The organism is Hallella multisaccharivorax DSM 17128 (genome assembly GCF_000218235.1).
Lineage (GTDB): Bacteria > Bacteroidota > Bacteroidia > Bacteroidales > Bacteroidaceae > Prevotella > Prevotella multisaccharivorax.
In genome coordinates this window covers 497,407-520,227 of sequence record NZ_GL945017.1, presented here as the reverse complement: position 1 = coordinate 520,227, position 22,821 = coordinate 497,407, and the positions used below count along the sequence as shown (strand labels likewise).

Below are 22,821 nucleotides of genomic sequence, written 5' to 3'. Positions count from 1 at the left end.
TTGATTACGTCTTTATTTGTTTCACGTGAAACTTTGTAAGTGTTTTCGCATTTCCATTTTATAGATCTCATTTTATCTTCCGAGCAATACGAGCAGGACATTGATGTCCGATGGTGATACGCCGGGGATGCGACTGGCTTCTGCCAACGTATCCGGATCGATGCGTTCAAGCTTTTGACGACCTTCGGTACTAATCTCTGAGATGTCTGTGTAATGGAAGTGCCCTTTTATCTTAATGTTCTCCAGACGGTGCATTTTCTCCGCAACGATTTTCTCACGCTCTATATACCCCTTATACTTTATCATCACTTCGGCGGCCTCAATAATCTCCTCTTTCCGGTTGCTAATAGCATCGAGAGTCATCTTCAGATCCGGAATTATTTCTGATAAAGTAGGGATGCTGAGTTGTGGCCGTGCGATAAGGTCGACGATTTTGCAACCGAATTGGAGTGGGGTAGTGTCGATGGCTTCAAGTGCATTGTTGATTTCTTTCGGGTGTACAGACGTATTGTCGCAGAAATCCATCAGTTTCCTGATCTCAGCCTTTTTACTCATCCATCGGTCGTAGCGGTTTTTTTTCGCTAAACCTATGGCATACGCCTTCTCTGTCAGTCTTGCATCCGCATCATCTTGCCGAAGAAGGATGCGGTATTCAGCCCTTGAGGTGAACATGCGGTAGGGCTCATCCACGCCTTTTGTACAGAGATCGTCGATGAGTACGCCGATATAGGCTTCATCTCGTTTGAGGATAAACGGATCGGAACCGGCACATCTGAGTGCGGCATTTACGCCTGCCATGAGTCCCTGTCCTGCAGCTTCCTCATACCCTGTTGTACCGTTGACCTGCCCTGCGAGGAAGAGTCGGGGAATGATTTTGGACTCAAGGGAGTGGCTTAGCTGCGTGGGGTCGAAATAGTCGTACTCTATCGCATAGCCAGGACGGTAGGCTCTGACATCTCTGAGGGCGGGAATCTGGTGGATAGCTTTCAGTTGGGTCTCCATCGGCATGGACGACGAGAAGCCGTTGAGGTACATCTCATTGGTATTCTCGCCCTCAGGCTCTATAAATAAGAGGTGATGGTCACGGTCGGGAAACACCATGAGCTTGGTCTCTATGGAGGGACAGTAGCGTGGTCCTGTGCTTCGAATTTGCCCGTTGAAAAGTGGAGAATTTGCGATGTCGTCTCGCAGGATGTGGTGCACCTCCTCATTGGTGTTACAAGTCCAGCAAGGTAGCCGCTTGAGAGCATGTTGCACCCTCATGTAAGAGAACTGATGCCAGTCGGTGTCACCAGGTTGTTCTTCGGTGTCCTCAAAGTGAATGGTGCGCTTGTCGAGACGCACAGGCGTACCCGTTTTCATCCTTCCAGCCCTCACGCCCCACTTTGTAATGGACTCAGTGAGGTGGTAGGACGCAGGTTCTGCCACTCTGCCACCAGGTACTTGATGATGGCCTATGTGCATGAGTCCGTTGAGGAAGGTACCGGCTGTAAGCACTACGGCACCTGCGCGAAACTCTACACCCCAGATAGTTTTTACGCCGACGGCTATGCCATTCTCCACGATGAGCTCCTCAGCCTGGTCTTGCCAGATGTCGAGATTGTCGGTATGATCGAGCCTGCTACGCCATTCCCAGATGAACTTTCCACGGTCGCACTGCGCTCTTGGTGACCATACGGCCGGGCCTTTGCCTTTATTGAGCATGCGAAACTGTATGGCCGTACGGTCGGTGACGATACCCATCTGACCGCCTAAGGCATCAATCTCGCGCACGATCTGCCCTTTGGCAATTCCGCCCACAGCAGGGTTGCAGCTCATCTGCGCTATCTTGTTCATGTCCATGGTAATGAGACAGGTCTTGGCTCCCATGTTGGCTGCGGCGCATGCAGCCTCACAGCCGGCATGTCCGCCTCCGATGACGATGACGTCGTATTTAAAATCCATAAGTTGTATTGTCTTTTGGCGCAAAAGTAACAAAAAGAATTGAGAAACGGTTTACTTCATCAAAATATTGCTCCACAGCATCAACAATACAGTCTTTATCCTATTATTGCGTTGTCCATTCAGTTTAATGACGGTGCGATTTAACTGTTAATGCCAAAACCATGTACATTATTCCGCCTTCCTGCCAACGTCCGGTCTTCGTTGCCGATAGCTGTCACGGTGCCTTGGCTCAATGACGATAGGAGCATCTATAGGCAGGGAATATAGGGCTTGTTTATATTTTTTAACGTAAAAAGACAAGATTTCTTATTGTTTCATACTTATTTTTATGTAAGTTTGCTTATTAGAAAAGAAACACTTGAAAATAAGCCTGCTTATGTCACCTTTTAATCGATACCCCTTCCTGCCATGGCTACTGTTCCTATCCTTTTGCTGCGCGCCACAGCTGTCCTGTGCCAATGTGCTGGCTGTCTCCGAGGAGCATCTGTCGCAGCTTGACCACAGCTTGGCGAAGAAGCACTTCTATGAACAGCAGAAGCTCCAGCGCATTGATATTCTGAGGCATCAGTATTCGAAGGCACGTGGCGACCGCCGTTACCGACTCTGTCGAAACCTGTATGAAGAGTTTTCTTCCTATCAATACGACTCCGCCTATGCCTACGCTCGTCAGATGGGACATTTGGCATCACGTCTCCACAGCAGGGACTATACCGTGGAGGCGCAATGCGACCAGGTATTCTGTCTGCTTTCAGCCGGGCTCTATAAGGAGGCTTTCGACACGATGGAAGCCATTCGGACCACCGGCGTCTTGCTTCGCTACCGGATACTTTACTTTAAAATGTCGTCGCGTCTCAACTACGACATTGCCGACTATTGCCATGCCGCCCCCTATCAGGAAGCTTATATCCGGCGCGGCCGTATCCTTACCGACTCGTTGCTGCGCTGTCTTCAGCCCGGCTCTCAAGACTATCTCTATGCTGTTGGCATGCGTCAGATGAAAGAGCGCCAGTACACGGCGTGCGTGGCGACATTCAAGCAGCTTCTCCGGAAGCCTGGACTGGACCTCCACACCAAGGCGATCATCACCTCCTGCCTTGGTTGGGTGAGCGTCTATCTCAATCATGAAGATCAGGCCATCGACTTTCTGGCGCAGGCTGCCATCGCCGACAACCAGAGCGTGACCCGCGAGACGACAGCCCTCTCCTCACTTGCCAGTTTCCTTTATAAAAGAGGAGATATCGAGCGGTCCACCCGCTATGTGCAGGAGGCTCTCGCCAACGCCACCTTCTATGGAGCGCGTCAGCGTATGATAGAGATCAGCAGCATTCTGCCTATCATTGAGCAGGACAGGTTCGACATCGTGAAAGGACAGCGCAACGCCATGACGGGAGTTGTCATCATAGCCGTGCTCTTTATCATCGTCCTCTTCCTCTCGTGGCTGATGATCCGGCGACAGATGCATCGCCTCAAGGGAGCCCAGCAAGTCATTGCGCAGGCAAACAGTCAGTTGGCTGCCCAAAACAGGATGTTGGAGGAAGTGAACAAGATCAAGGACGAGTACATTGGGCGGTCGTTCTATATCAATTCCGAATATATCAACAAGGTGGAGAAACTATACCGCAGCATAGACCACAAGATCGCTGCCCGTCAATACCAGGATCTCCAGCACAGTCTCACCGAAAGCGAGCTGATCCAGGAGCGCAAGTCAATGTTCGCCGACTTCGACGAGACCTTCCTCAAGCTCTTTCCCAGTTATCTGGAACAGTATAATGCGTTCTTCGACGAAAGCGAGCAGAAGTGGCCCGAATCGAAGAACTCTCTCACAACGGAGATGCGCATCTTCGCCCTCATCAGGTTGGGCATCACCGACTCGGAACGCATCGCCCGCTTCCTCAACTATTCGGTGCATACCATCAATACCTACAAGACGCGTGTGAAAAACAAGTCAAAGGTGAGCAACGACCAGTTTGAGGAGTGCATCATGGCCATCGGGCATTGACAACGGTATATTTCCTGATTCATGCGCCAAGAAGGCATATATTCCATTAATACATTGTAGGAAGGTAGTAGGAAAGGAATCTCTGATTATCAGCTAGTTAGAACCCTAACTGGATTTTTTTTGTTATACATTTCGTTGATAATTTTAATATATGTAGACAATCATCTAATTTTGCAGAAACGAAAAGCTGAAACACCTAATCATCAATAACAATAAGAACGAGTTCACTATGAGAACAATTACGACCAAACTTTTAGCCGTGTTGCTGGCTTTAACAGCTGCATTAGGCTGTGTGTCCTGCTCCTCGGTGGATGATGGCGACTATGTGGATCCTATCACACTGTCTGAAAAGATAGGCGGCAGATGGGTTGTCAACAGCGTCATACAGACTGATGAGACCAATGCCAAAACCATGACACTGACCGACCTGCTCGATTTCGACACCTTTGTCATCAACTTCGACAGGGATGCCTCCGGCAATCCGTCCACTTTTTCCATTGAGGGCAACGCGCCGGCACTGCTCCCTCAGAAAGGTACATGGAAGATGGACTACAACTTCACCAAGAGTGACGCCACTGCCAGTCAGATTCTGCTGACAGGAAGCGATCAGCCTGTTTCCCTGACCGTGACCACCTTGCCGGGGAACAACCAGACATTAGAGTACAAACTGGTGAGAAAAGTGAACGGACAGCCTTTTGTTTCCTATTCTTACAACCTCACCAAAGCGGAGTAAGCAGGCTTCTATTATTCCATTTTTCGCTTAATCCATTTTATTTTAATTGTAGATTTATGAGAAAAGTTATCATATCACTGATGTTGCTCTTCCCGCTTCTGGTGATGGCCAGTACGAAAGTGGGCACTCCGAAGTGTTGGACCGTTCCCTCCGTCTTTACGGGTGACGAACAGGTGACTTTCTATTACGACGTGACCGATGTAGGTTTCCCGGAGGGGATAGACCTCTATCTCTGGGCGTGGCAACCGACAGAGCCGGATGCCGGTAACGGGAACAACTCCTCCGACTTTGCCAAGCTCACCTATGAGGGCGATAATATCTACAGCATCACCATGGTGCCTACCGAGTACTTCCATTGCGGTGTGTCGGCCTTCACAGATCCAAACTGGCCGGGTTTTTGGCAACAGCTCAAGACCAAAAACGACAATCTGTGGTCAACAGAGTTTGCGGCTCCCGACTCACGTCTCGACTGGCAGGACTTCCAGCAGTCAGGTGAGGCTGTGAAGTTCTATTCAGGGAAGAAGTCGACTGGTTTCACCGAAAAGTTCACGTTGGACCAGCCTCTCACCATCGTGTTTGACCCTGCCAGTTTCCAGGTCGGCGGCGCCTCGATGAACGAGTTTGCCAAGAAGCCTGGCTTTGGAGGATTCAAGCTCCACTCGGGGCTCAACGATTGGACTTATCTGCAGGGGGTGAAAGTGTGGCTGGATGGCTGCATGAAGAAGACCGACATACACAAGCTTTCCAACGGTTACTACTCTATCAGCATGAAGTCGCCCCTTGATTATTGGGGATGGCAGTACGCCGACGACGGCAGCCGCCAGGACAACAACCTCACCTCGGATGCTGATATAGAGAATCTGGCATGGCTTGTGGTGGGTATCGTCAATAACGATTGGGGCGGCACCTGTCCCGACCAGCTCACCAAGGCTGGCACGGCAACCCCTTATCCCGATCCGGTATTCTCGATCTTCCCATCGCGTGTAAGTGCCAGGGACATCCTGACGATCAACCGCCAGTACAATGAGCGTACAGCAGGCGACCTTGGCTATACCATCAAGGCAGGCAGCAAAACTCTCTCCGGCACGATGCCCGGTGTGCGCGACAAGCGTTCGGTAACTGTCGACCTGAACAAGGAGCTGGCGGGTTCTTCCGCTACCGAGCTGCAGCTCACCATCAAGCGTGCCAATGGCACTACCGCTGAGGAGACAACCATCCCGCTGGTGACAGCCGACGAGTAGAGGAGAGCCATACAAGCGTATTTGCATAATGATTAATAACCTATGAACTGATTATCATCATGAAACAACATAAAAATAATATCATCACAGGCATCTTCACTCTTCTGATGCTGATGTTTTGTATGAATCTGTCGGCACAGAACATTACAGCAGGTGGTGTTGTTGTTGACGTAAAGCAACAGCCGCTCATCGGTGTCACGATCAGCGTTGGCAACGGCAAGGCGGAAGCAGTGACTGACATAGATGGCAAGTTCTCGCTGCAGTGTCCCGACGGTGCCATGCTCAGCGTGTCCTATGTGGGCTACACCACGCGCCGGGTACGTGCTTCCAAGGAGATGCGTATCGTCATGGAGGAGGATGCCAAGACCCTTGACGAGGTGACGGTCGTAGGCGTGGGCTACGGTAAGATGCGCAAGAGCGACCTTACCGGTGCCATCGCTTCGGTGAGTGCCAAAAACATGAAGCAGGGTGTCATCACCTCCACAGAGCAGTTGCTCCAAGGCAAGGTGGCAGGACTCTCTGTCGTGCAGAGTTCTGGTGCCGTAGAGTCGGGATCCACCATCCGCTTGCGTGGCGGCACGTCGCTTTCCGCCAGCAACGGTCCGCTCGTTGTGGTGGACGGCATCCCCGGTGTAGATATCAACTCGGTGCAGCCTAATGAGATTCTGAGTATGGATGTGCTCAAGGACGCTTCTGCTGCCGCCATCTACGGCTCGCGCGGTGCCAATGGTGTCATCATCGTCACCACTAACCGCGAGGCTTCAAATACGGAGATCAATACCATGCAGTATAATGGCTACGTAGCCGTCTCCTCGGTGGCACGGAAGCTCGATCTGCTTTCTGCCAACCAATGGCGCAGCTATGCCCGCAGCACTGGCAATATGGCAGCCTTGGACTATGGTGCCGACACGGACTGGCAAGGTGAACTGGAGCGTACGGGCATCTCACACGGCCACAACTTCAGCTTCTCCAGCTTTAAGAAGAACCACGGCTACAGAACCAATCTCTCCTACACCAACAATGAGGGTGTCATCAAGCGCAACAACATGAATCGTCTGGCAGGAAGCCTGTCGGCTTATCAGACTGGGCTCAAGAGTCGTCTCCGCTTGGAGGAGGGCATCAATGCCAACTTCGACAGCTGGCATCCCGTCGACACCCGGATCTTCGAACGCATGTGCAACCTCCAGCCAACGTTTCCTGTCTACAATCAGGATGGCAGTTATGCGCAGCTCAACGGCACCAACACGGAGAACCCCGTAGAGCTCAACAACAACCGCACCGATGATCAGAAGCGCCACCGTTTCCTCGGCTATACCAAGGCCGACTTGAACATTGCGGATGGTCTCACAGCAACGGTGAACACGTCCTATGAGTACAATTCCGTCAAGGGCGGACTTTACAAGCCCACCTACGCCCGCATGGAAGGGCAGAGCGAAAAGGGTTGGGGACAGCGCACCTACTCAGACTATGTGAACAAGCAGTTGGAGCTTTACCTCACCTACGACAAGAAACTTGGCGCTGTCCATCATCTGAACCTCATGGTGGGTTATTCCTATCTCGACAACACTTACGAGGGTTTTGGCGCTACCCGCAGCGGCTTTGACACCAATGCCTTTGGCTACAACAATCTGGCAGCCGGTACAGACTTCCGGCAGGGCGATGTCTATTCCGACAAGGGAGAATCCAAGCTCATCTCCTTCTTCGGTCGTGTGAACTACAGTCTCCTGGACCGTTACATGATCACGGCTACCGTACGCGATGACGGATCCAGTCGTTTTGGCGACAACCACAAGTGGGGTATCTTCCCGTCTGTGTCTTTGGCGTGGCGCATCTCCGAGGAGCCTTTTATGAAGGGCACCCGCTCCTGGCTTGACAACATGAAACTGCGTTTAGGCTTCGGCGTTACCGGCAACCAGAACGGCATCGGCGAATACAAGTCGCTCTCCATTCTCTCTGCCAGCGGAGCTGCCTACTATGATGGGACAACGGGAACGTGGAAGAACTCCTACACCCAGATTCAGAATGTCAACCCGGATCTCAAGTGGGAGAGCACTGCCCAATGGAACCTTGGCATCGATTTTGCCCTGCTCAACCAGCTCACAGGCACATTGGAATTGTATTATAAGAAGACCTCTGATCTGCTCTGGACTTACCCTGTCCCGCAGCCGCCTTATCTCGTAGGTACCATGCTTGCCAACGTCGGTGACCTGGTGAACAAAGGTTTTGAACTCACCCTCGGCTATAAGATTCTCCGTACGCAGGACTGGACTATTGATGCCAATCTCTCATTAGCTTATAATCACCAGGAGATTACGAGGCTCAGCAATGGTCAGTATCAGGCTGTAGGCTTGCAGGCAGGCTCGCTCCACAATGTCCGTGGCATGTCCGATATCTATTCTCAGGTTGTGAAGGAAGGTTATCCGGCAGGTGCTTTCTGGGGACCTCATTGCACGGGGATAGACGAAAACGGCAAGTATATCCTTGAGAAGGATGAGAACGGCGAGGTGAAAGAAGGTTATCTTGGCTCTGCCATGCCGAAGTGGAACTTGGGTGTCTCGTTGAGCACTACATGGAAAAACCTTGATGCCAGCGTGGCTGTCTACGGTATGTTCGGTCAGAAGGTGCTCAACGTCTCCCGCATGGTGATGTATGATCCCACCCGTTTCCCGGCACAGAACACGCTCGACGACTTCATGAAGAGCGGCATCACAGACAATCCCACGTTCTCCGATTACTTTGTGGAGGACGGCGACTTCTTCCGTCTGCAGTCCATCACACTGGGCTATTCGCTGCCCTCAAGCGTCGTTGACAAGCTGGGACTCTCCCGCCTGCGCTTCTATGTCACAAGTGAAAACCTCTTCTGCATCACGGGTTATAAAGGTCTTGATCCGGAGGTCTCGGTGCCTGACAACGTGCTCGATTCACCGGGAATAGACTTCTTCAACAGCTACCCTCGCCCACGCACCTTCTCCTTTGGCATCAATGTGGGCTTTTAGTTCTTGCACAATGACTATTCATCAATATATTATAAAGCCAATCATTATGAAAGCAAAATATATCTGGTCGACACTTATGTTGTGCTCGCTGGCAATGACATCGTGTACCGATCTCAACGAGACACTCTATGACAAGGTTTCAATGGACGACTACGGACAAAACGAGTCTGAGGTGGCGACCATTGTTGGAGGTGCCTATGCCACACTGCGTGGCTATGGGTCGGGAACGAAGGAAGGCAATGGAGTTATCTGCTATCCTACCAGCGAATACGTCTTCTTCACCCAGGAATGCTCCAGCGATGAGGCGTGCATCCCTACGAGAGGGACCGACTGGTACGACGGAGGCCGCTATCAGCAGTTCCAGCATCACACATGGGACGCCAGCAATACGGGCATCCTCTCTGTATGGAGATACAACTTCACAGGAGTAAGCAAGGTGAACGGCATTATCTATCAGGTGGAGCAGAGCGGTCTGTCTGATGAGTCCAAGAAGAAAGTGGAGGCAGAGCTCCGCGGACTTCGTGCCTACTATTACTACAACCTGCTTGACTGCTTCGGCAACGTGCCTATCTCTACCGACTTTACGGAGAAAAAGCTCCCTGCCAACAGTAGCCGCCAGCAGGTCTTCGAGTTTGTAGAGCAGGAGCTGAAGGAGATCATTCCGCTGCTGCCTTCGGGCATCACCTACGGACGCTTTACCCAGAACGTTGCCTATACCCTTCTGGCAAGGCTGTATCTCAACGCTGAGGTCTATACTGGAAAGGCGCGCTGGCAGGACTGCCTTGGTGCCTGTGACAAGGTGAAGGGTTACTCTCTGACGTCCAGCTACAAAGCCAACTTCGCCATAGCCAATGAGAAGAGCCCAGAGATCATCTTCGCTATCCCGTATGACCACAAGCAAGGCACCGTGGGTAACTATCTAGCGTCTATGACCTATCACTACAACCAGAAGTATGCTTTCGATCCAGCTGGCATTTACCAGTGGTGTGGCAATGGCATCTGTGCCCAGCCCGGACTCTATTCGTCGTTTGACGAGAACGATGTGCGCCGCAACAGTATTCTCATCGGACAGCAGTACAGTGCCAAGGACGGGTCGGCAGTGCTTATGGACAATGGCGAGCCCCTCAACTACACCGAGGATATTTCCGATTTCACCAATGCCAAGCAGAACGAGGGCGCACGTCTCAACAAATACGAATGGAGCCCCACCGACCAGTGGGAACGCGACAACGACTGGGTGCTCATGCGCTATGCCGAAATTCTGATGATGCAGGCGGAATGCAACTATCGTCTGGGGTATGAACAGACAGCTCTGAGCTATATCAATCAGATTAGGGCAAGGGCAGGACTGGCAGATCTCACCGCCCTAAAGCTTGAGGACATCGACAATGAGTGGAAGCATGAGTTCTGTTTTGAGAATCTGCGCCGTACTACAAACATCCGCTTTGGTACGTTCTATCAGGCATGGTGGGAAAAAACTGCCGATCCTGCAGACCACCATACCGGTATCTATCCTATCCCCAAAGAGGAGCTGGATAAGAACCCGAACATGAAACAGAACAATGGCTATAAGTAAACTCCGTCATTCAGAAAGCATACTCAAGATGAAACAACAATTATTCACCCTCTTCCTGGTGGGTCTGCTGGCGGCTACAGTGTCGTGCAGCAATGATTATCCTACTCGTCCTGAATCAGGGACGGAGACAGCGGGCGACGAGATCTCGGGAGCCGTACCCGTCAGCAAGACCAATCAGATGAACATCTACGTTCATTGGATGCCTTGGTTTGAGACTGACACTTCCAACAGCCTCAATGCAGGTAAATGGGGCTGGCATTGGACCATGAACACTTGCAATCCCAATACGGTTCCCGCCAATGGCAACCGGCAGATAGCATCCCACTATTATCCGCTCACGGGACCTTATGCCAGTGGTGACGAGACAATCCTCGACTATCAATGTTTATTGATGAAGTACGCGGGGGTTGACGGCGTGATGGCAGACTGGTATGGTGCCAATGGCGACAATGCCATGGCCCTGCATAGGAGCAATACCGAGGCTATGTTTCGGGCTTTGAAGCGTGTCGGTCTCAAGATGGCTGTCGTCTATGAGGACCAGACCCTTGCCAACGCTTCCGACAAGGTGGTGCAAGCCCGGACGGACATGAAGTATCTGGCCAAGACCTTCTTTAAGGATGAGGCTTATGCCAAGGTCGACAACCGTCCTCTGCTCCTCGACTTCGGTCCGCAGAGCATGACATCCTCCAAGGAATGGTACCGCTCTTTCGCCGTGCTCGCCACCAAGCCTTTCTTTATGGTTCTCGATGGTCACAGCAACCTCTGCAACGATAACACTTATCCCGATAATGCACAAGGCGAGTACTCCTGGGTAAATCCATTGCCCAACTACGCCAGTGCAAAGAACTTCAAGTTCTACATAGGAGGAGCAATGCCCGGCTTCCATGACTTTTACAAGGAAGGTGGATCGGGAGACGGCTACACCACCTACGACAGCGAGGACGGTGCGCTCTTCAAGAGACAGCTCGACGCTGCTCGCAAAGCGGGTCTGTCATGGCTGCAGATCTCCACATGGAATGACTATGGAGAGGGCACGACCATTGAGCCTACCCGGGAATACGGTTACCGTTACCTCGTGGCGTTGCAGGAGTTTACTGGAGTGACCTATCGGCAGGCTGATCTGGAGCTTATCTATCAGTGGTACCTCGCTAAGATAAAGAATCCGGACAGCCAGCAGGTCAAGGAAGCCTACGATGCTCTTGTAAAGCTTGACACTGAGAAAGCGCGACAGCTGCTGAACGTAAAGTAACCTTTCACCTCCTTCCACCTCACTGCGTTGGCAGTGAGGGATCTTCCGTTATGAAACCAACATTGTCATTACTGTTTTGTCTCGTGCTTGCCATCACTCCTGCCGTGGGTAAAGACCTGACGGTGAAATCGCCGTCGGGCACCTTACCGTAGCCGTGGGACTGGACGGCAACGGGCAACCTTACTACACGCTCACGCAGGGGCATGAGCCCATCATCGGGAAGTCGACATCAGGGATGAGGTTCAAGGACGGCAGCCTGAACCGTGACTTCCGAATCCTCAAGACTGCAACGGCCTCAAAGGACGAGACTTGGAATGAGCCCTGGGGAGAGGAAACCAGCGTGTGCAACCACTACAACGAGCTGACCGTAGCCCTTCGGCAGCAATCCGGACAGCACTGGCTGCTCACCTTGGTGTTCCGTGTCTTCGACGATGGCATCGGCTTCCGCTATGTGTTCCCCGAATAGCCTACGTTGAAGGATTTTACCATCACGGACGAGGAGACACAGTTTGCCTTTCCCTTCAATGCACGCACCTGGTCCTTCCCTTGGGGCGCTGCCTTACTATGAGGCTCTCTGGACAGCAGAGCCCATGAGCAGGAAAGGACGCGTGTGCACCCCTATTTTACCATCGAGGTAAAGTCAAAGAGCAATATCGCAGTAGCCAGGCAAAGGCAACTGTGAGAGTTAATGATGCCATGATTGAGTTCTATTAGAATCTCGGTCATGACATTGTAGATCTGAAGGCTGAATTTAAGTGGAGGACAGTGGTAATCAAGCAATTGAGCTTGGATATCTCCAAAGGAAGGGGATCATCGTTACACGTATTGGACCAGACAAAGGGGGTAGTCAACTCAACTGTGTCAAGCCTGTTTTCCGTTAGGCTTTAACCTCGGTCGGCGGGACGCGATTTTTAATCGCATTTCGACGACGAGGAGCCCGCGGCAACGCAAAGTTACATAATCCTGAAACGGTCTCCAAACTTTATGGCCAATTGTTGCGCCGTCTGCCCCCAGTTTGCCAATGGCATCGTCCATTTCTTGCGGATATTACGATAGGCAAGATAGACGAGCTTGTAAAGTGCGTCATCGGTAGGAAAGACGCCCTTGGTCTTTGTGATTTTACGGACCTGGCGGTGGTACCCCTCAACGGTATTGGTGGTGTAGATTATCTTGCGGATGGCGGCGGTGTATTGGAAATAGCAGCTCAGCAGCTCCCATTTGTCTCTCCACGACTTGATGACGATGGGATAAAGCTTACCCCACTTCTCCTCCAGATTGTCGAGTTCCGTTTCCGCTTTTTCCTTCGTATCAGCGGCACAGACCAGCTTGAGGTCTCTGAGAAATTCCTTCTGGTTCTTACTGCCCACATACTTCATGGAGTTGCGTATCTGATGGACGATGCACAGTTGCACGTCCGTATCGGGGAACACGCTCCCAATGGCATCGGGAAAGCCTGACAGACCATCTACGCAGGCAATGAGAATGTCTCTCACGCCACGGTTCTGAAGGTCTGTCAGGACACCGAGCCAGAAGTTAGCACCCTCACTATGAGACACATACATGCCCAGCAAGTCCTTGCGACCGTTCTTGTCAATGCCGATGACATTGTAGATGGCACGCGACTCGGCGGAGCCTTTGTCGTTGCACACTTTGTAATGGATGGCATCCATCCAGACGATGGGATAAACCTCATCCAGAGAGCGGTTGCGCCACGACTTGATCTCGTCCCACACCTTCCCGGTGATGTTGCTGATAGTTTCCTTTGAGAGTTTGCTGCCATAGTTCTCCTCGATGAAGTCGCTGATCTGCTGCATGCTCTGCCCACTGGCGTAAAGACTGATGATCTTGTCCGAAAGGCCCTCTGCCAGGATTGTCTGGCGCTTCTTCACCGTTTCAGGCTCAAAGCTGCCGTCGCGGTCACGTGGTGTCTCAACCTCTACGGGGCCATACTCCGTTTGGGGATGCTTACGCATCTTGCCGTTACGGCGATTACCGCTTACCGGCTTGGTCGCGTCAAGATGGCTCTCCATCTCACCTTCCATGGCGGCATTGAGGAAGTCTTCCAATACCTGATGGAAAGCTCCATCCTTGCCAAACAGGGGCTTGCCAACCTTGAATTGCTCTCTTGCGGTAGCCAACATCTTTGAGTACTCTTCTTGTGTCATTGTATTAATTCTTTATACTCTATAGACAGAGCGATGATAAATTTATTGTCTTAGTCTTTGACACAGTTCAGATGACATCCTCGGTAAAATCTCTCTTTTTCATACACGCATAGTTTAAAACTAACACTCTAACACTCTATGAATACCAGTTTCTTACAGAATAAACCAATGATGTCTGGCTAGAAAAATTCCAGCCAGACATCATAATTAGATTCCCATCATTTTGAGATAGTCTGATAACGTTCCCATACCTACAGACTTCCTGTATTCGTCAACTTTCTCAGGATTCTCCAGCTTGTAAAGATGCCATTTGCCGTCCTTGTCTTCTTCCAACTGGGTGCCATATCGCTGTGGACGACCTTCGAAAAGGCAGATACGGTCTTCCATCATCGCCACATTCTCACGAGGAATATCGCCTCTCTCTGCAGCCTTTTGGAACAATGGCAGATATTTCCTTTGCATCTCGGCGGATGAATGCTGAACAACAAGCCAATAAGCACTACATGCATCACCAACCTTGTCCTTACCGACAAATCCTCGTGAATCAAGGATTTTAGAAATCTTCTGTTGGTTGACGCTGTCAATCGTAGCCATTACGGAAAAAATGGAATCTATCTTTGCCTTGTCTTGTGGCTGCTGTCTTGATGTCATCCTCCATTCTTGTCGAATGGCTTGGTCATCCTTTGCTATTTCGAGCAGTTGATTGCGGAGAGGAATATCGTAGTTGGCTTCTTTCCTTGTCTGACGCTCATGCATCGCATTCATGATTTCATTCCATCGCACATCATCATGAATAGGGAGCAGATCTTTGTCTGCTTCTATGTTCTGACTATACCATTCAGGTTCAGCTTTCATTCTCTCCTCAAGAAACCAGAACGCGGCATCTTTATGACCTGCCAGTGATGCCACACATGCAGCATTATAGAGATGCTGGCCGCGAACGTAGTTCTTAAAATCAAATGCATAGGTGAAGTATCGTTCAGCTTCTTGATAATTCTGCTGCATGTAGAATGAATCAGCTTTTGATATTAGATTATTGTACTTCCGACTTTCCTCCACATCAGGTAAAGTACCAGACTGCATCACTCTGATGCTCTTGTTCTTGAAATCCTCCAAAGATATAGCTACAGACTGCATATTATGCATATCAGTTACATCCCAATGATAAACACCTCTCTCTGGCCATTTCTTAGATTCTGTCTGCATGACATACATTATTCCCAGTATTGTCTTACCAGCCTTATTTATTCTGTCAACACAAACAAGTCGGTGTTGTCTTTTATTGAAATATAGATTTCGCCAAATGTTTTCAACATCATTCTTTGGTAGCTTCCACAAAGTTGTCCTGGTTACAGTCAACAATCCATCCTTGCTGATCTCATAATCAGGAACCTCACAGCTGTTCACTCCTTCAAATACATACATATTATCATCAACAGTGCGTAAACCATTCACAGGAAATGGTACATCCTTGGTTATTGCCCTAATGTATTTTGTGTATTCAGTCTGATTTTTTGTAGAGCATGATGTCATAAGCCCAACTGCTCCCAATATAAAAATACTTTTCTTCATTTTATCTGTCATATTTATATTCATTTTTTCCAAAATCACAAATTATGACTTTGTACATTACCATATTTAACAGCATACAAAGGTAGTGCTTTTAGCCTTTAAGCAACTATTGCACAACCCCTTTCTTTGAAAAGAACGTAAAATCAATAGTATTATTGCGATGATTGTACTTTTATTAATCGCTTAACTCGTTGCACCATATTCACACTCTTACCACTCAACTTCGCCACATCCCTAATGGAATACCCCTTGCGGAGCATACTAATAACTTCCCGTATTCGGCTTTCATCTGTTCTGCCGTTTTTACAAAGCCTACCTTGCGTCTGAGTTTTCCACCTTTCTCTATATACCGCTTCCTTCCTGACTGCAATCGGAATGAGATATTATCACGTTCCAATTGCGCACATGTCGAAAGCGAGGCTATCATTATAGGAGCAAAGAGGGATGGATGTCCTTCTTCGTCCAATAATGTAAGTTGTTCCTTTTGTATGTAGAGGTTGATGCCACATTCAATGAGCTGCTGGCAACGGGCAATGTGAACATGGTTTACCGTAATCTGAAAGCAGACAAGATACGCAAGCGCATATCGCATTACTTTGTCTTGCAACCAATGTCTTAGAATCTTGGATAACGTCTTTGACATTGTTGCGAAATGCCTGTTGCCACCATTCAAGCGTGTGGAACAAAGTAAGCTCCATCATGCTTGTCTCTCCAAGAAGAATTGCTCATTCTACTAATCGCCCAACATCATACACTTTTGGGTAATATCGGTGTGATAGAAAGTTAAATACGTTAAATTTTGCCTATTTCGTATCTATATAGAATCTACACAATCACGTTTAGAGCGTATAGTATTGATAATCAACTGATAATAGATACTCTAGTTGTCTGTGTGATGAATGCAATGAAAGCATTACCTTTACACTCATGGGAAAGAAGACTTCTACATTCGACTATAAGACTCTGGCCAGCTTTCTGCTTCCAGATGGTATCTTGGATTTCTTTGACGTGACAGACGTCAGCGAAGAGCATACAGGTAAATATGCAGAGACTGGAGCAGAGAAGATCAAGCTCCACATCTATCTTGATGAGCGAGATACACGCTCTGATGAGTGGCATGACCTTAAGCCTAACGGATTCACAGAGAGCCGTGAAGTGACAGACTTCCCTGTACGTGACCGCAAGGTCATCCTGCATGTGCGACGTCGCCGATGGATAGACAGTGAAGGCCATAATGTAGTTCTTAATCGCTATGATTTAGTTGCCAACGGCACCAGCTACTCGAAGGAGTTCGCTGATGTCTTAAAAAAAATATTTGGATACGTACCCCGTCACGGCACGTTCCGTGGCGCAGATCTACAAGATTGACGGTCGCCAACTTGAACGGGCGTATAAGGACTGTCTGAACGGCTTCAAAGACTGGGATCAGGTTGACCACGCAGCTGAGTGGGTGTTGCTTCCTGAGAACATGGGAGATTGCCTGAGTATCGATGAGACTCTGCTTCATGAAGACCTCAGGACGTTTGTATCCAACAAGGCAGGACACGGTAAGCACGGTACTCTTGTTGCCTCTGTGAGCGGAACTAAGGCGTCTGATGTCATCAAGGTCCTGATGCAGATACCTGAAGAGAAACGTCTTGCAGTAAAGGAAGTGACCATGGACTTCTCTGACAGCATGTATACTATAGCCACTGAGGCGTTCCCTAACGCAGAGATCGTCGTGGACTGCTTCCACATCATCAAGCGCTGTACAGATGCCGTAGAGGAGGTCCGTCTGCGAGAGAAGCGCGAAGCCATAAAGGAGCAGAACAAACAGAAGACTGAACACAGAAAAAAACTCGAGAAGCGTGCCAAACGCCGCAAGTACTACAGGAAGAACCATCCGAAGAACTACAAGGGCAAGAAGCGTGGCCGTAAGCCGATGCGACTTAATCAGCGGTTCAAGCCCGAAGAACTGTCCAACGGTGATACTCATGTAGAACTGCTTACAAGAAGCCGTTACCTAGTTATGCAGAGCGGTGACAAATGGGGCGAGAAGCAAAGGGAAAGAGCCAACCTGCTGTTCGACATGCATCCGAAGATAAAGGAAGCATACGGACATGTGTGCAGTCTTAGAGCTATCTTCAGAGATAAGAGCCTTAACAAGGAGACTGCAAGAGTGAAACTGCATGAGTGGTATCAGCGTGTAGCTAACTCCAACCTGCGTGAGATCAAAGTAGCCAGGGATGCTATCAAGTACAGAGAGGAGGAAGTTCTTAACTACTTTAACAACAGATCGACCAATGCTTCTGCAGAGTCCCTCAACTCAAAGACGAAGGGCTTCAGAGCACAAGTCAGAGGTGTACAAGACCTTCCTTTCTTCATGTACAGAGTTGCAACGATCTTCGGATAATAAAGTTAATCTATCCACGGACTATTGGTACTGAGCCTTCATAACGCATCATTTTAGTGTAGCTTTTCGGCTACAAAGTTCGACATAAGTTATTGAAAACAAGAGATTTGTATGCCGTCAATTTAGTAGTCATTTCTCATTCACTGCTACATTTTTTTGAGAGTCTGCTTTTGTGTAGCAGTTTCTGTAGCAGAAAATGACCGAATGATGACTATCAAAAGGTATGGTTTGGCAGTCAAGCGAATGTGGATAAAAAACGAAAACCGCCGTAAAACCTTGATTTTACAGCGATTATCCTTGTTTTGAAGGCTAAAATGACGTATTGTCTGACGTCCTCTTGAAACCTCATTGTGGACCAGCCTGGGCTTGAACCAGGGACCTCCAGATTATGAGTCTGTTGCTCTAACCAACTGAGCTACAAGTCCAATAGGAATATCCAAGCATTGGGCCTAAGATATATCCATAGTGCAAAGGTATACGTTTTTTTCTGAAGCAGCAAATTTTTTATTTGTTTTTTGTTTACGTGCTGTTAAGACATTCCTGACATTCCTGTACATTCAGGGATTTCCACGGGCTTCGACGGAATCGCGGAGGCAAAGGAAAAGGGATGCACCAGTGCTTTGGCGCATCCCTATTTGTAAGCCGTATGGTATCTTATCGACTTAATATGATGTCTTTACGGCTGTCTGTGACGTGTTTAGTCAGCGAGTTTTGCTTTGATGAACTCGCGGTTGAGGCGGGCGATGTTGGCAATTGACTCATTCTTCGGGCACTCAGCCTCGCAGGCGCGGGTGTTCGTACAGTTGCCGAAGCCGAGTTCCTCCATCTTAGCCACCATGTTCTTCGCGCGGCGTGCTGCCTCTACGCGGCCTTGGGGCAGGAGGGCGAACTGGCTGACCTTAGAAGAGACGAAGAGCATGGCCGAGCCGTTCTTACAAGCGGCAACGCAAGCGCCACAGCCGATGCAGGTAGCACAGTCCATAGCCTCGTCAGCGGCATCCTTGGAGATAAGGATAGCGTTGGCATCCTGAGCCTGTCCGGTGCGCACGCTGGTGTAGCCACCTGCTGCGATGATCTTGTCGAAAGCTGAGCGGTCTACCATGCAGTCCTTGATGATGGGGAATGCAGCTGAACGCCAAGGTTCTACCGTGATGACGTCACCGTCGTGGAAGCGGCGCATATAGAGCTGGCAGGTCGTGGCTCCCTGTGCGGGACCGTGAGGATGTCCGTTGATGTAGAGCGAGCACATACCGCAGATACCCTCGCGGCAGTCGTGGTCGAAGACGAAAGGCTCGTTGCCGCCCTCGATGAGCTGTTCGTTCAGGATGTCGAGCATCTCCAGGAAGGAGGTGTCGCCGGGGATGTCTTTCATCTCAAAGGTGTCGAAGTGCCCTTCAGCCTTGGGACCATTCTGACGCCATACCTTTAGTGTGAATGATATATTCTGATCCATTATATTTCTTGAGTTTATGAACTAAAAACTATGATTTGTAGTTGCGTGTCTGCACCTTGATATACTGATAGTTGAGATCTTCCTTGTAGAGTACGGGCGCGTTGTCCTCGCCTTTATACTCCCAGCAGGCTACGTACATGTAGTGCTCATCGTCACGCTTAGCCTCGCCTTCTTCAGTCTGGCTTTCCTCGCGGAAGTGACCGCCGCAGCTCTCATTGCGCTCGAGAGCATCGTAGGCAATGAGCTCACCCATGAGGATGAAGTCGCGGAGGTGGATGGCCTTGTCAAGCTCAACGTTGAGGCCTTCCTTCGAACCGGGTACGCGGACGCAGGTGTTGAACTGCTCGCGCACGTCTTTCAGCATGGCGAGTGCCTTCTTCAGGCCTTCCTCATTGCGGGCCATGCCGACGTAGTTCCACATGATGTTGTAGAGCTCCTTGTGGATGGAGTCTACACTCTTCAGCTTCGACTTGTCGGTCTGCTTGTTCTGGATGTCCATGATACGGTCAATCTCAGCCTGCACACCCTTCTCAGCCTCTACAAATTCAGGAGCGTCCGTGCTGGGCTTCTTCACCTGAATTTGGTCAGAGAGATAGTTCTGCATGGTGTAAGGAATGACGAAGTAACCGTCTGACAGACCTTGCATCAGTGCGGAAGCACCGAGGCGGTTGGCACCGTGGTCGGAGAAGTTGCACTCTCCGAGGGCGAAGAGACCCTTGACATTGGTCTGCAGCTCGTAGTCGACCCACAGTCCGCCCATGGTATAGTGGATAGCGGGGAAGATCATCATCGGGTTGTCGTGGGGATCCACGTCGGTGATTTCCTGATACATATCGAAGAGGTTACCATAGCGCTGGTCAACGACGTCACGGCCTAGACGCTGGAAAGCCTCAGAGAAGTCGAGAAACACAGCCAGACCGGTGTTGTTCACACCATAGCCCTTGTCGGTACGCTCCTTAGCGGCGCGTGAGGCCACGTCACGGGGCACGAGGTTACCGAAGGCGGGATAGCGGCGCTCGAGATAGTAGTCGCGGTCTTCCTCAGGAATGTCGCGGCCCTTGAGCTCACCACGCTGCAGCTTCTTGGCATCCTCCAGGTTTTTAGGCACCCAAATACGGCCGTCGTTACGCAGCGATTCCGACATCAGGGTCAGTTTGGACTGCTTGTCACCGTGGACCGGAATACATGTCGGGTGGATCTGTACGAAGCAGGGGTTGGCGAACCAGGCGCCTTTGCGGTAAGCTTGGATAGCTGCGGTACAGTTGCAGCCCATGGCGTTGGTGGAGAGGAAGTAAGTGTTGCCGTAGCCGCCGGTGGCCAGACAGACGGCGTGGGCTGAGTAACGCTCCAGTTTGCCGGTGACCAGGTTTTTGGCGATGACACCGCGGCAACGGCCGTCGACGATGACGATATCCTCAATCTCTGTACGTGTGTGGAGCTCCACGGTACCGTGGTTTACCTCTTTCATGAGTGAAGAGTAAGCGCCGAGCAGCAGCTGCTGACCGGTCTGGCCCTTAGCGTAGAAAGTACGGCTCACCTGTACGCCGCCGAAAGAGCGGTTGGCCAGCATGCCGCCATATTCACGTGCGAAAGGCACGCCCTGAGCCACACACTGGTCGATGATGTTGGCACTCACCTCAGCCAGACGATAGACGTTGGCTTCACGTGCGCGGTAGTCACCGCCCTTGATGGTATCGTAGAACAGGCGGTAGACGGCATCGCCATCGTTCTGGTAGTTCTTGGCTGCATTGATGCCACCCTGTGCTGCGATAGAGTGAGCACGGCGCGGAGAGTCTTGGATGCAGAAGTTGATTACATGGAAGCCCATTTCTCCGAGGGAGGCGGCAGCACTGGCACCAGCCAGACCTGTGCCTACGACGATGATGTCAAGCTTACGTTTGTTGGCGGGGTTCACCAGTTTCTGGTGAGCTTTATAGTTGGTCCATTTTTCGGCCAAAGGGCCTTCTGGAATTCTTGAATCTATCTGAGTCATTGTTTAATGATATTATAAGTTTACGAGCTTATAGGTTCGCTTTAACACCTATCATCTTAACACTTTATTTGAAGCTGGGAGCAAAACCGAGCCAGAAAGAAAGCACGAGGAATGCAAAGACAGCCATCAGAATTGTGACGTAGATGGTGCCGATGCACTGCCAGCGCTTGAGCCAGATCTTGCCGCTGATGCCAAGTGTCTGCATAGCGCTCCAGAAACCATGGCTCAGGTGGAACCAAATAGCACAGATCCAGATGAGGTACAGGACGGAGAACACGGGGCTGGCGAATGTCTGCTGAATCCATCCGAAACCGTCCTGGGGCCCGGGAGTCGTCTCTGTGCCGGCGATCTCAGCGAGCTGCATGTGCGCCCAGAAGTTGTAGAGGTGCAACAGTAGACCGATGAGGATGATAATGCCCAGCACCAGCATGTTCTGAGAGGCCCATGACACCTCGGGACGGCGGCTTGTCACCTCATAGCGCTGTGGTCCGCGGGCGCGGCGGTTCTGCGCAGTGAGGATAAAGGCATACACGATGTGACAGACGGCCAGGAACGCCAGGCCCATTGAGCCGGCGAGGGCATACCAGTGAGCTCCCAACAGCGAGCAGATAGTGTTGTAGGCATCCCCGGAGAAGAATGCGGCAACATTCATGCAGCAGTGGAAAGTCAGGAAAAGGATAAGGCAGATGCCGGTGACGGACATCACCACCTTTCTACCAATCGGAGAATTGATTAACCACATAAATGATTGATTTTTAAAAATAATATAAATGTTATGTTTTTGTATATAAGTCATTTTTGGGTATACGCGTACTGCGATCTTAGGTAGAAGCCGTGCGTTCCCGCTGCAAAAATACGATTATTTTAGCGATTGCGCAAATCTAATACTTTAATTTTTCCGCATTCTGCATCATTTTATCATGCGTTTTTCATGGTTATGGGTATACAGGGTTGTAAATGTGCTCACTATCCTGCGCTCATTTTCTTTGACAAAACACACGCTGAGAATCGCTTTTTTACAGCCAGTCTTGCCGTTCCTTCAAAAAAATGCCATATTTAGACGTTAAATGCAAGTTGTTGTCTGTCAGCTTATTAATAAAAATGGCTCTCGTAATCCATTCTTTTCAGTTTCTCATTACGGTTGAATCGCGTTGCCTCTACAGTGGATTGGCGCCACGATGACGGCGTAAAGGGCATGCGATAAGGGTGTGCACGCGTCTCCATTCTGTAAGAAGGGCGGTTCCAGACTGACTTTTTATGACTAAAAAGTCACTTTCAAGGCATTTACAGCATATAGATGTCGTCGTGCTATCTCTAAAACGCCTGTCCGCCATGATGTTTTTTTTTGCTATAAATATTTACACGAATCGATATCGTATGCTCTATGCTTGTCTCTTTGGGTTGTAGAGCTGTCCCGATGTTTGTGAGTAACTTTTGGTGACGCCCGCTGCTGAAACCTCCTCTTCCGGCATTCATTTTTAAAATCCGTCCAAAGTAGTGGCTTTCAT

At 50.0% G+C, this 22,821-nt stretch carries 16 protein-coding genes, 1 tRNA gene and 1 pseudogene; 10 read left to right on the top strand and 8 right to left on the bottom strand.

Annotated elements, in window-relative coordinates; all coding sequences use genetic code 11:
- Positions 1-72: 72 nt before the first annotated feature.
- Complete coding sequence (gene mnmG, locus PREMU_RS02610) at positions 73-1,944, bottom strand: tRNA uridine-5-carboxymethylaminomethyl(34) synthesis enzyme MnmG (protein ID WP_007572911.1); 1,872 nt, start codon at positions 1,942-1,944, stop codon at positions 73-75.
- A 376-nt stretch (positions 1,945-2,320) separates the two neighbouring features.
- On the opposite strand from mnmG, the gene PREMU_RS02605 reads away from it, so the two are divergent.
- The 7 genes from PREMU_RS02605 (at position 2,321) to PREMU_RS02575 (ending at position 12,204) form a co-directional block, all read left to right on the top strand.
- Positions 2,321-3,943: a DUF6377 domain-containing protein gene (locus PREMU_RS02605; RefSeq protein WP_007572910.1), complete on the top strand. Its 1,623-nt coding sequence runs from the start codon at positions 2,321-2,323 to the stop codon at positions 3,941-3,943.
- A 229-nt stretch (positions 3,944-4,172) separates the two neighbouring features.
- Positions 4,173-4,676, top strand: a complete 504-nt coding sequence (locus PREMU_RS02600; protein WP_007572909.1) for a DUF5004 domain-containing protein — start codon at positions 4,173-4,175, stop codon at positions 4,674-4,676.
- A 56-nt stretch (positions 4,677-4,732) separates the two neighbouring features.
- Positions 4,733-5,917 carry a hypothetical protein gene (locus tag PREMU_RS02595; protein WP_040557953.1) on the top strand — a complete coding sequence of 395 codons (1,185 nt, stop codon included), beginning with the start codon at positions 4,733-4,735 and terminating at the stop codon, positions 5,915-5,917.
- A gap of 59 nt (positions 5,918-5,976) precedes the next feature.
- Complete coding sequence (locus tag PREMU_RS02590; protein ID WP_007572907.1) at positions 5,977-8,913, top strand: SusC/RagA family TonB-linked outer membrane protein; 2,937 nt, start codon at positions 5,977-5,979, stop codon at positions 8,911-8,913.
- A 46-nt stretch (positions 8,914-8,959) separates the two neighbouring features.
- Complete coding sequence (locus PREMU_RS02585) at positions 8,960-10,489, top strand: RagB/SusD family nutrient uptake outer membrane protein (RefSeq protein WP_007572906.1); 1,530 nt, start codon at positions 8,960-8,962, stop codon at positions 10,487-10,489.
- Positions 10,490-10,517: 28 nt separating this feature from the next.
- The gene (locus PREMU_RS02580; protein WP_007572905.1) at positions 10,518-11,738 is read left to right on the top strand and encodes a glycoside hydrolase family 99 protein; all 1,221 of its coding nucleotides are present in this window, start codon (positions 10,518-10,520) and stop codon (positions 11,736-11,738) included.
- A 154-nt stretch (positions 11,739-11,892) separates the two neighbouring features.
- A complete protein-coding gene (locus PREMU_RS02575) occupies positions 11,893-12,204 on the top strand; it encodes a glycoside hydrolase family 97 N-terminal domain-containing protein (RefSeq protein ID WP_040557952.1) in 312 nt (103 codons plus the stop codon).
- A gap of 487 nt (positions 12,205-12,691) precedes the next feature.
- Here PREMU_RS02575 and PREMU_RS02570 read toward each other — a convergent pair whose 3' ends face one another.
- The 3 genes and pseudogenes from PREMU_RS02570 to PREMU_RS15490 all read right to left on the bottom strand — a co-directional run.
- Entirely contained in the window at positions 12,692-13,879 is a 1,188-nt protein-coding gene (locus tag PREMU_RS02570) for an IS256 family transposase (protein WP_419185124.1), read from the bottom strand.
- A gap of 231 nt (positions 13,880-14,110) precedes the next feature.
- A complete protein-coding gene (locus PREMU_RS02565; protein ID WP_007572903.1) occupies positions 14,111-15,487 on the bottom strand; it encodes a DUF6624 domain-containing protein in 1,377 nt (458 codons plus the stop codon).
- 140 nt (positions 15,488-15,627) lie between these two features.
- A pseudogene (locus PREMU_RS15490) lies at positions 15,628-15,992 on the bottom strand (recombinase family protein); the annotation flags it as partial.
- Positions 15,993-16,060: 68 nt separating this feature from the next.
- Here PREMU_RS15490 and PREMU_RS14425 point away from each other — a divergent pair.
- The 3 genes from PREMU_RS14425 to PREMU_RS02550 all read left to right on the top strand — a co-directional run bounded on the left by PREMU_RS14425 (position 16,061) and on the right by PREMU_RS02550 (position 17,867).
- Entirely contained in the window at positions 16,061-16,240 is a 180-nt protein-coding gene (locus tag PREMU_RS14425) for an Abi family protein (protein WP_223918590.1), read from the top strand.
- Between the two features lie 162 nt (positions 16,241-16,402).
- Positions 16,403-16,843 carry an ISAon1 family transposase N-terminal region protein gene (locus PREMU_RS15485; protein ID WP_040557951.1) on the top strand — a complete coding sequence of 147 codons (441 nt, stop codon included), beginning with the start codon at positions 16,403-16,405 and terminating at the stop codon, positions 16,841-16,843.
- Positions 16,791-17,867, top strand: coding sequence for a transposase (locus tag PREMU_RS02550; RefSeq protein WP_040557950.1), 1,077 nt, complete (start codon positions 16,791-16,793; stop codon positions 17,865-17,867). Before PREMU_RS15485 ends, PREMU_RS02550 begins: the two co-directional genes overlap by 53 nt.
- A gap of 351 nt (positions 17,868-18,218) precedes the next feature.
- On the opposite strand, the gene PREMU_RS02545 is transcribed toward PREMU_RS02550, so the two are convergent.
- The 4 genes from PREMU_RS02545 to PREMU_RS02530 form a co-directional block, all read right to left on the bottom strand.
- Positions 18,219-18,292, bottom strand: a tRNA-Ile gene (locus PREMU_RS02545).
- A gap of 272 nt (positions 18,293-18,564) precedes the next feature.
- On the bottom strand, positions 18,565-19,320 hold the full coding sequence (locus PREMU_RS02540; protein WP_007572900.1) for a succinate dehydrogenase/fumarate reductase iron-sulfur subunit: 756 nt from the start codon (positions 19,318-19,320) through the stop codon (positions 18,565-18,567).
- A 28-nt stretch (positions 19,321-19,348) separates the two neighbouring features.
- Positions 19,349-21,313 carry a fumarate reductase/succinate dehydrogenase flavoprotein subunit gene (locus PREMU_RS02535; protein ID WP_007572898.1) on the bottom strand — a complete coding sequence of 655 codons (1,965 nt, stop codon included), beginning with the start codon at positions 21,311-21,313 and terminating at the stop codon, positions 19,349-19,351.
- Between the two features lie 64 nt (positions 21,314-21,377).
- On the bottom strand, positions 21,378-22,055 hold the full coding sequence (locus PREMU_RS02530; RefSeq protein ID WP_007572896.1) for a succinate dehydrogenase/fumarate reductase cytochrome b subunit: 678 nt from the start codon (positions 22,053-22,055) through the stop codon (positions 21,378-21,380).
- Positions 22,056-22,821 lie beyond the last annotated feature (766 nt).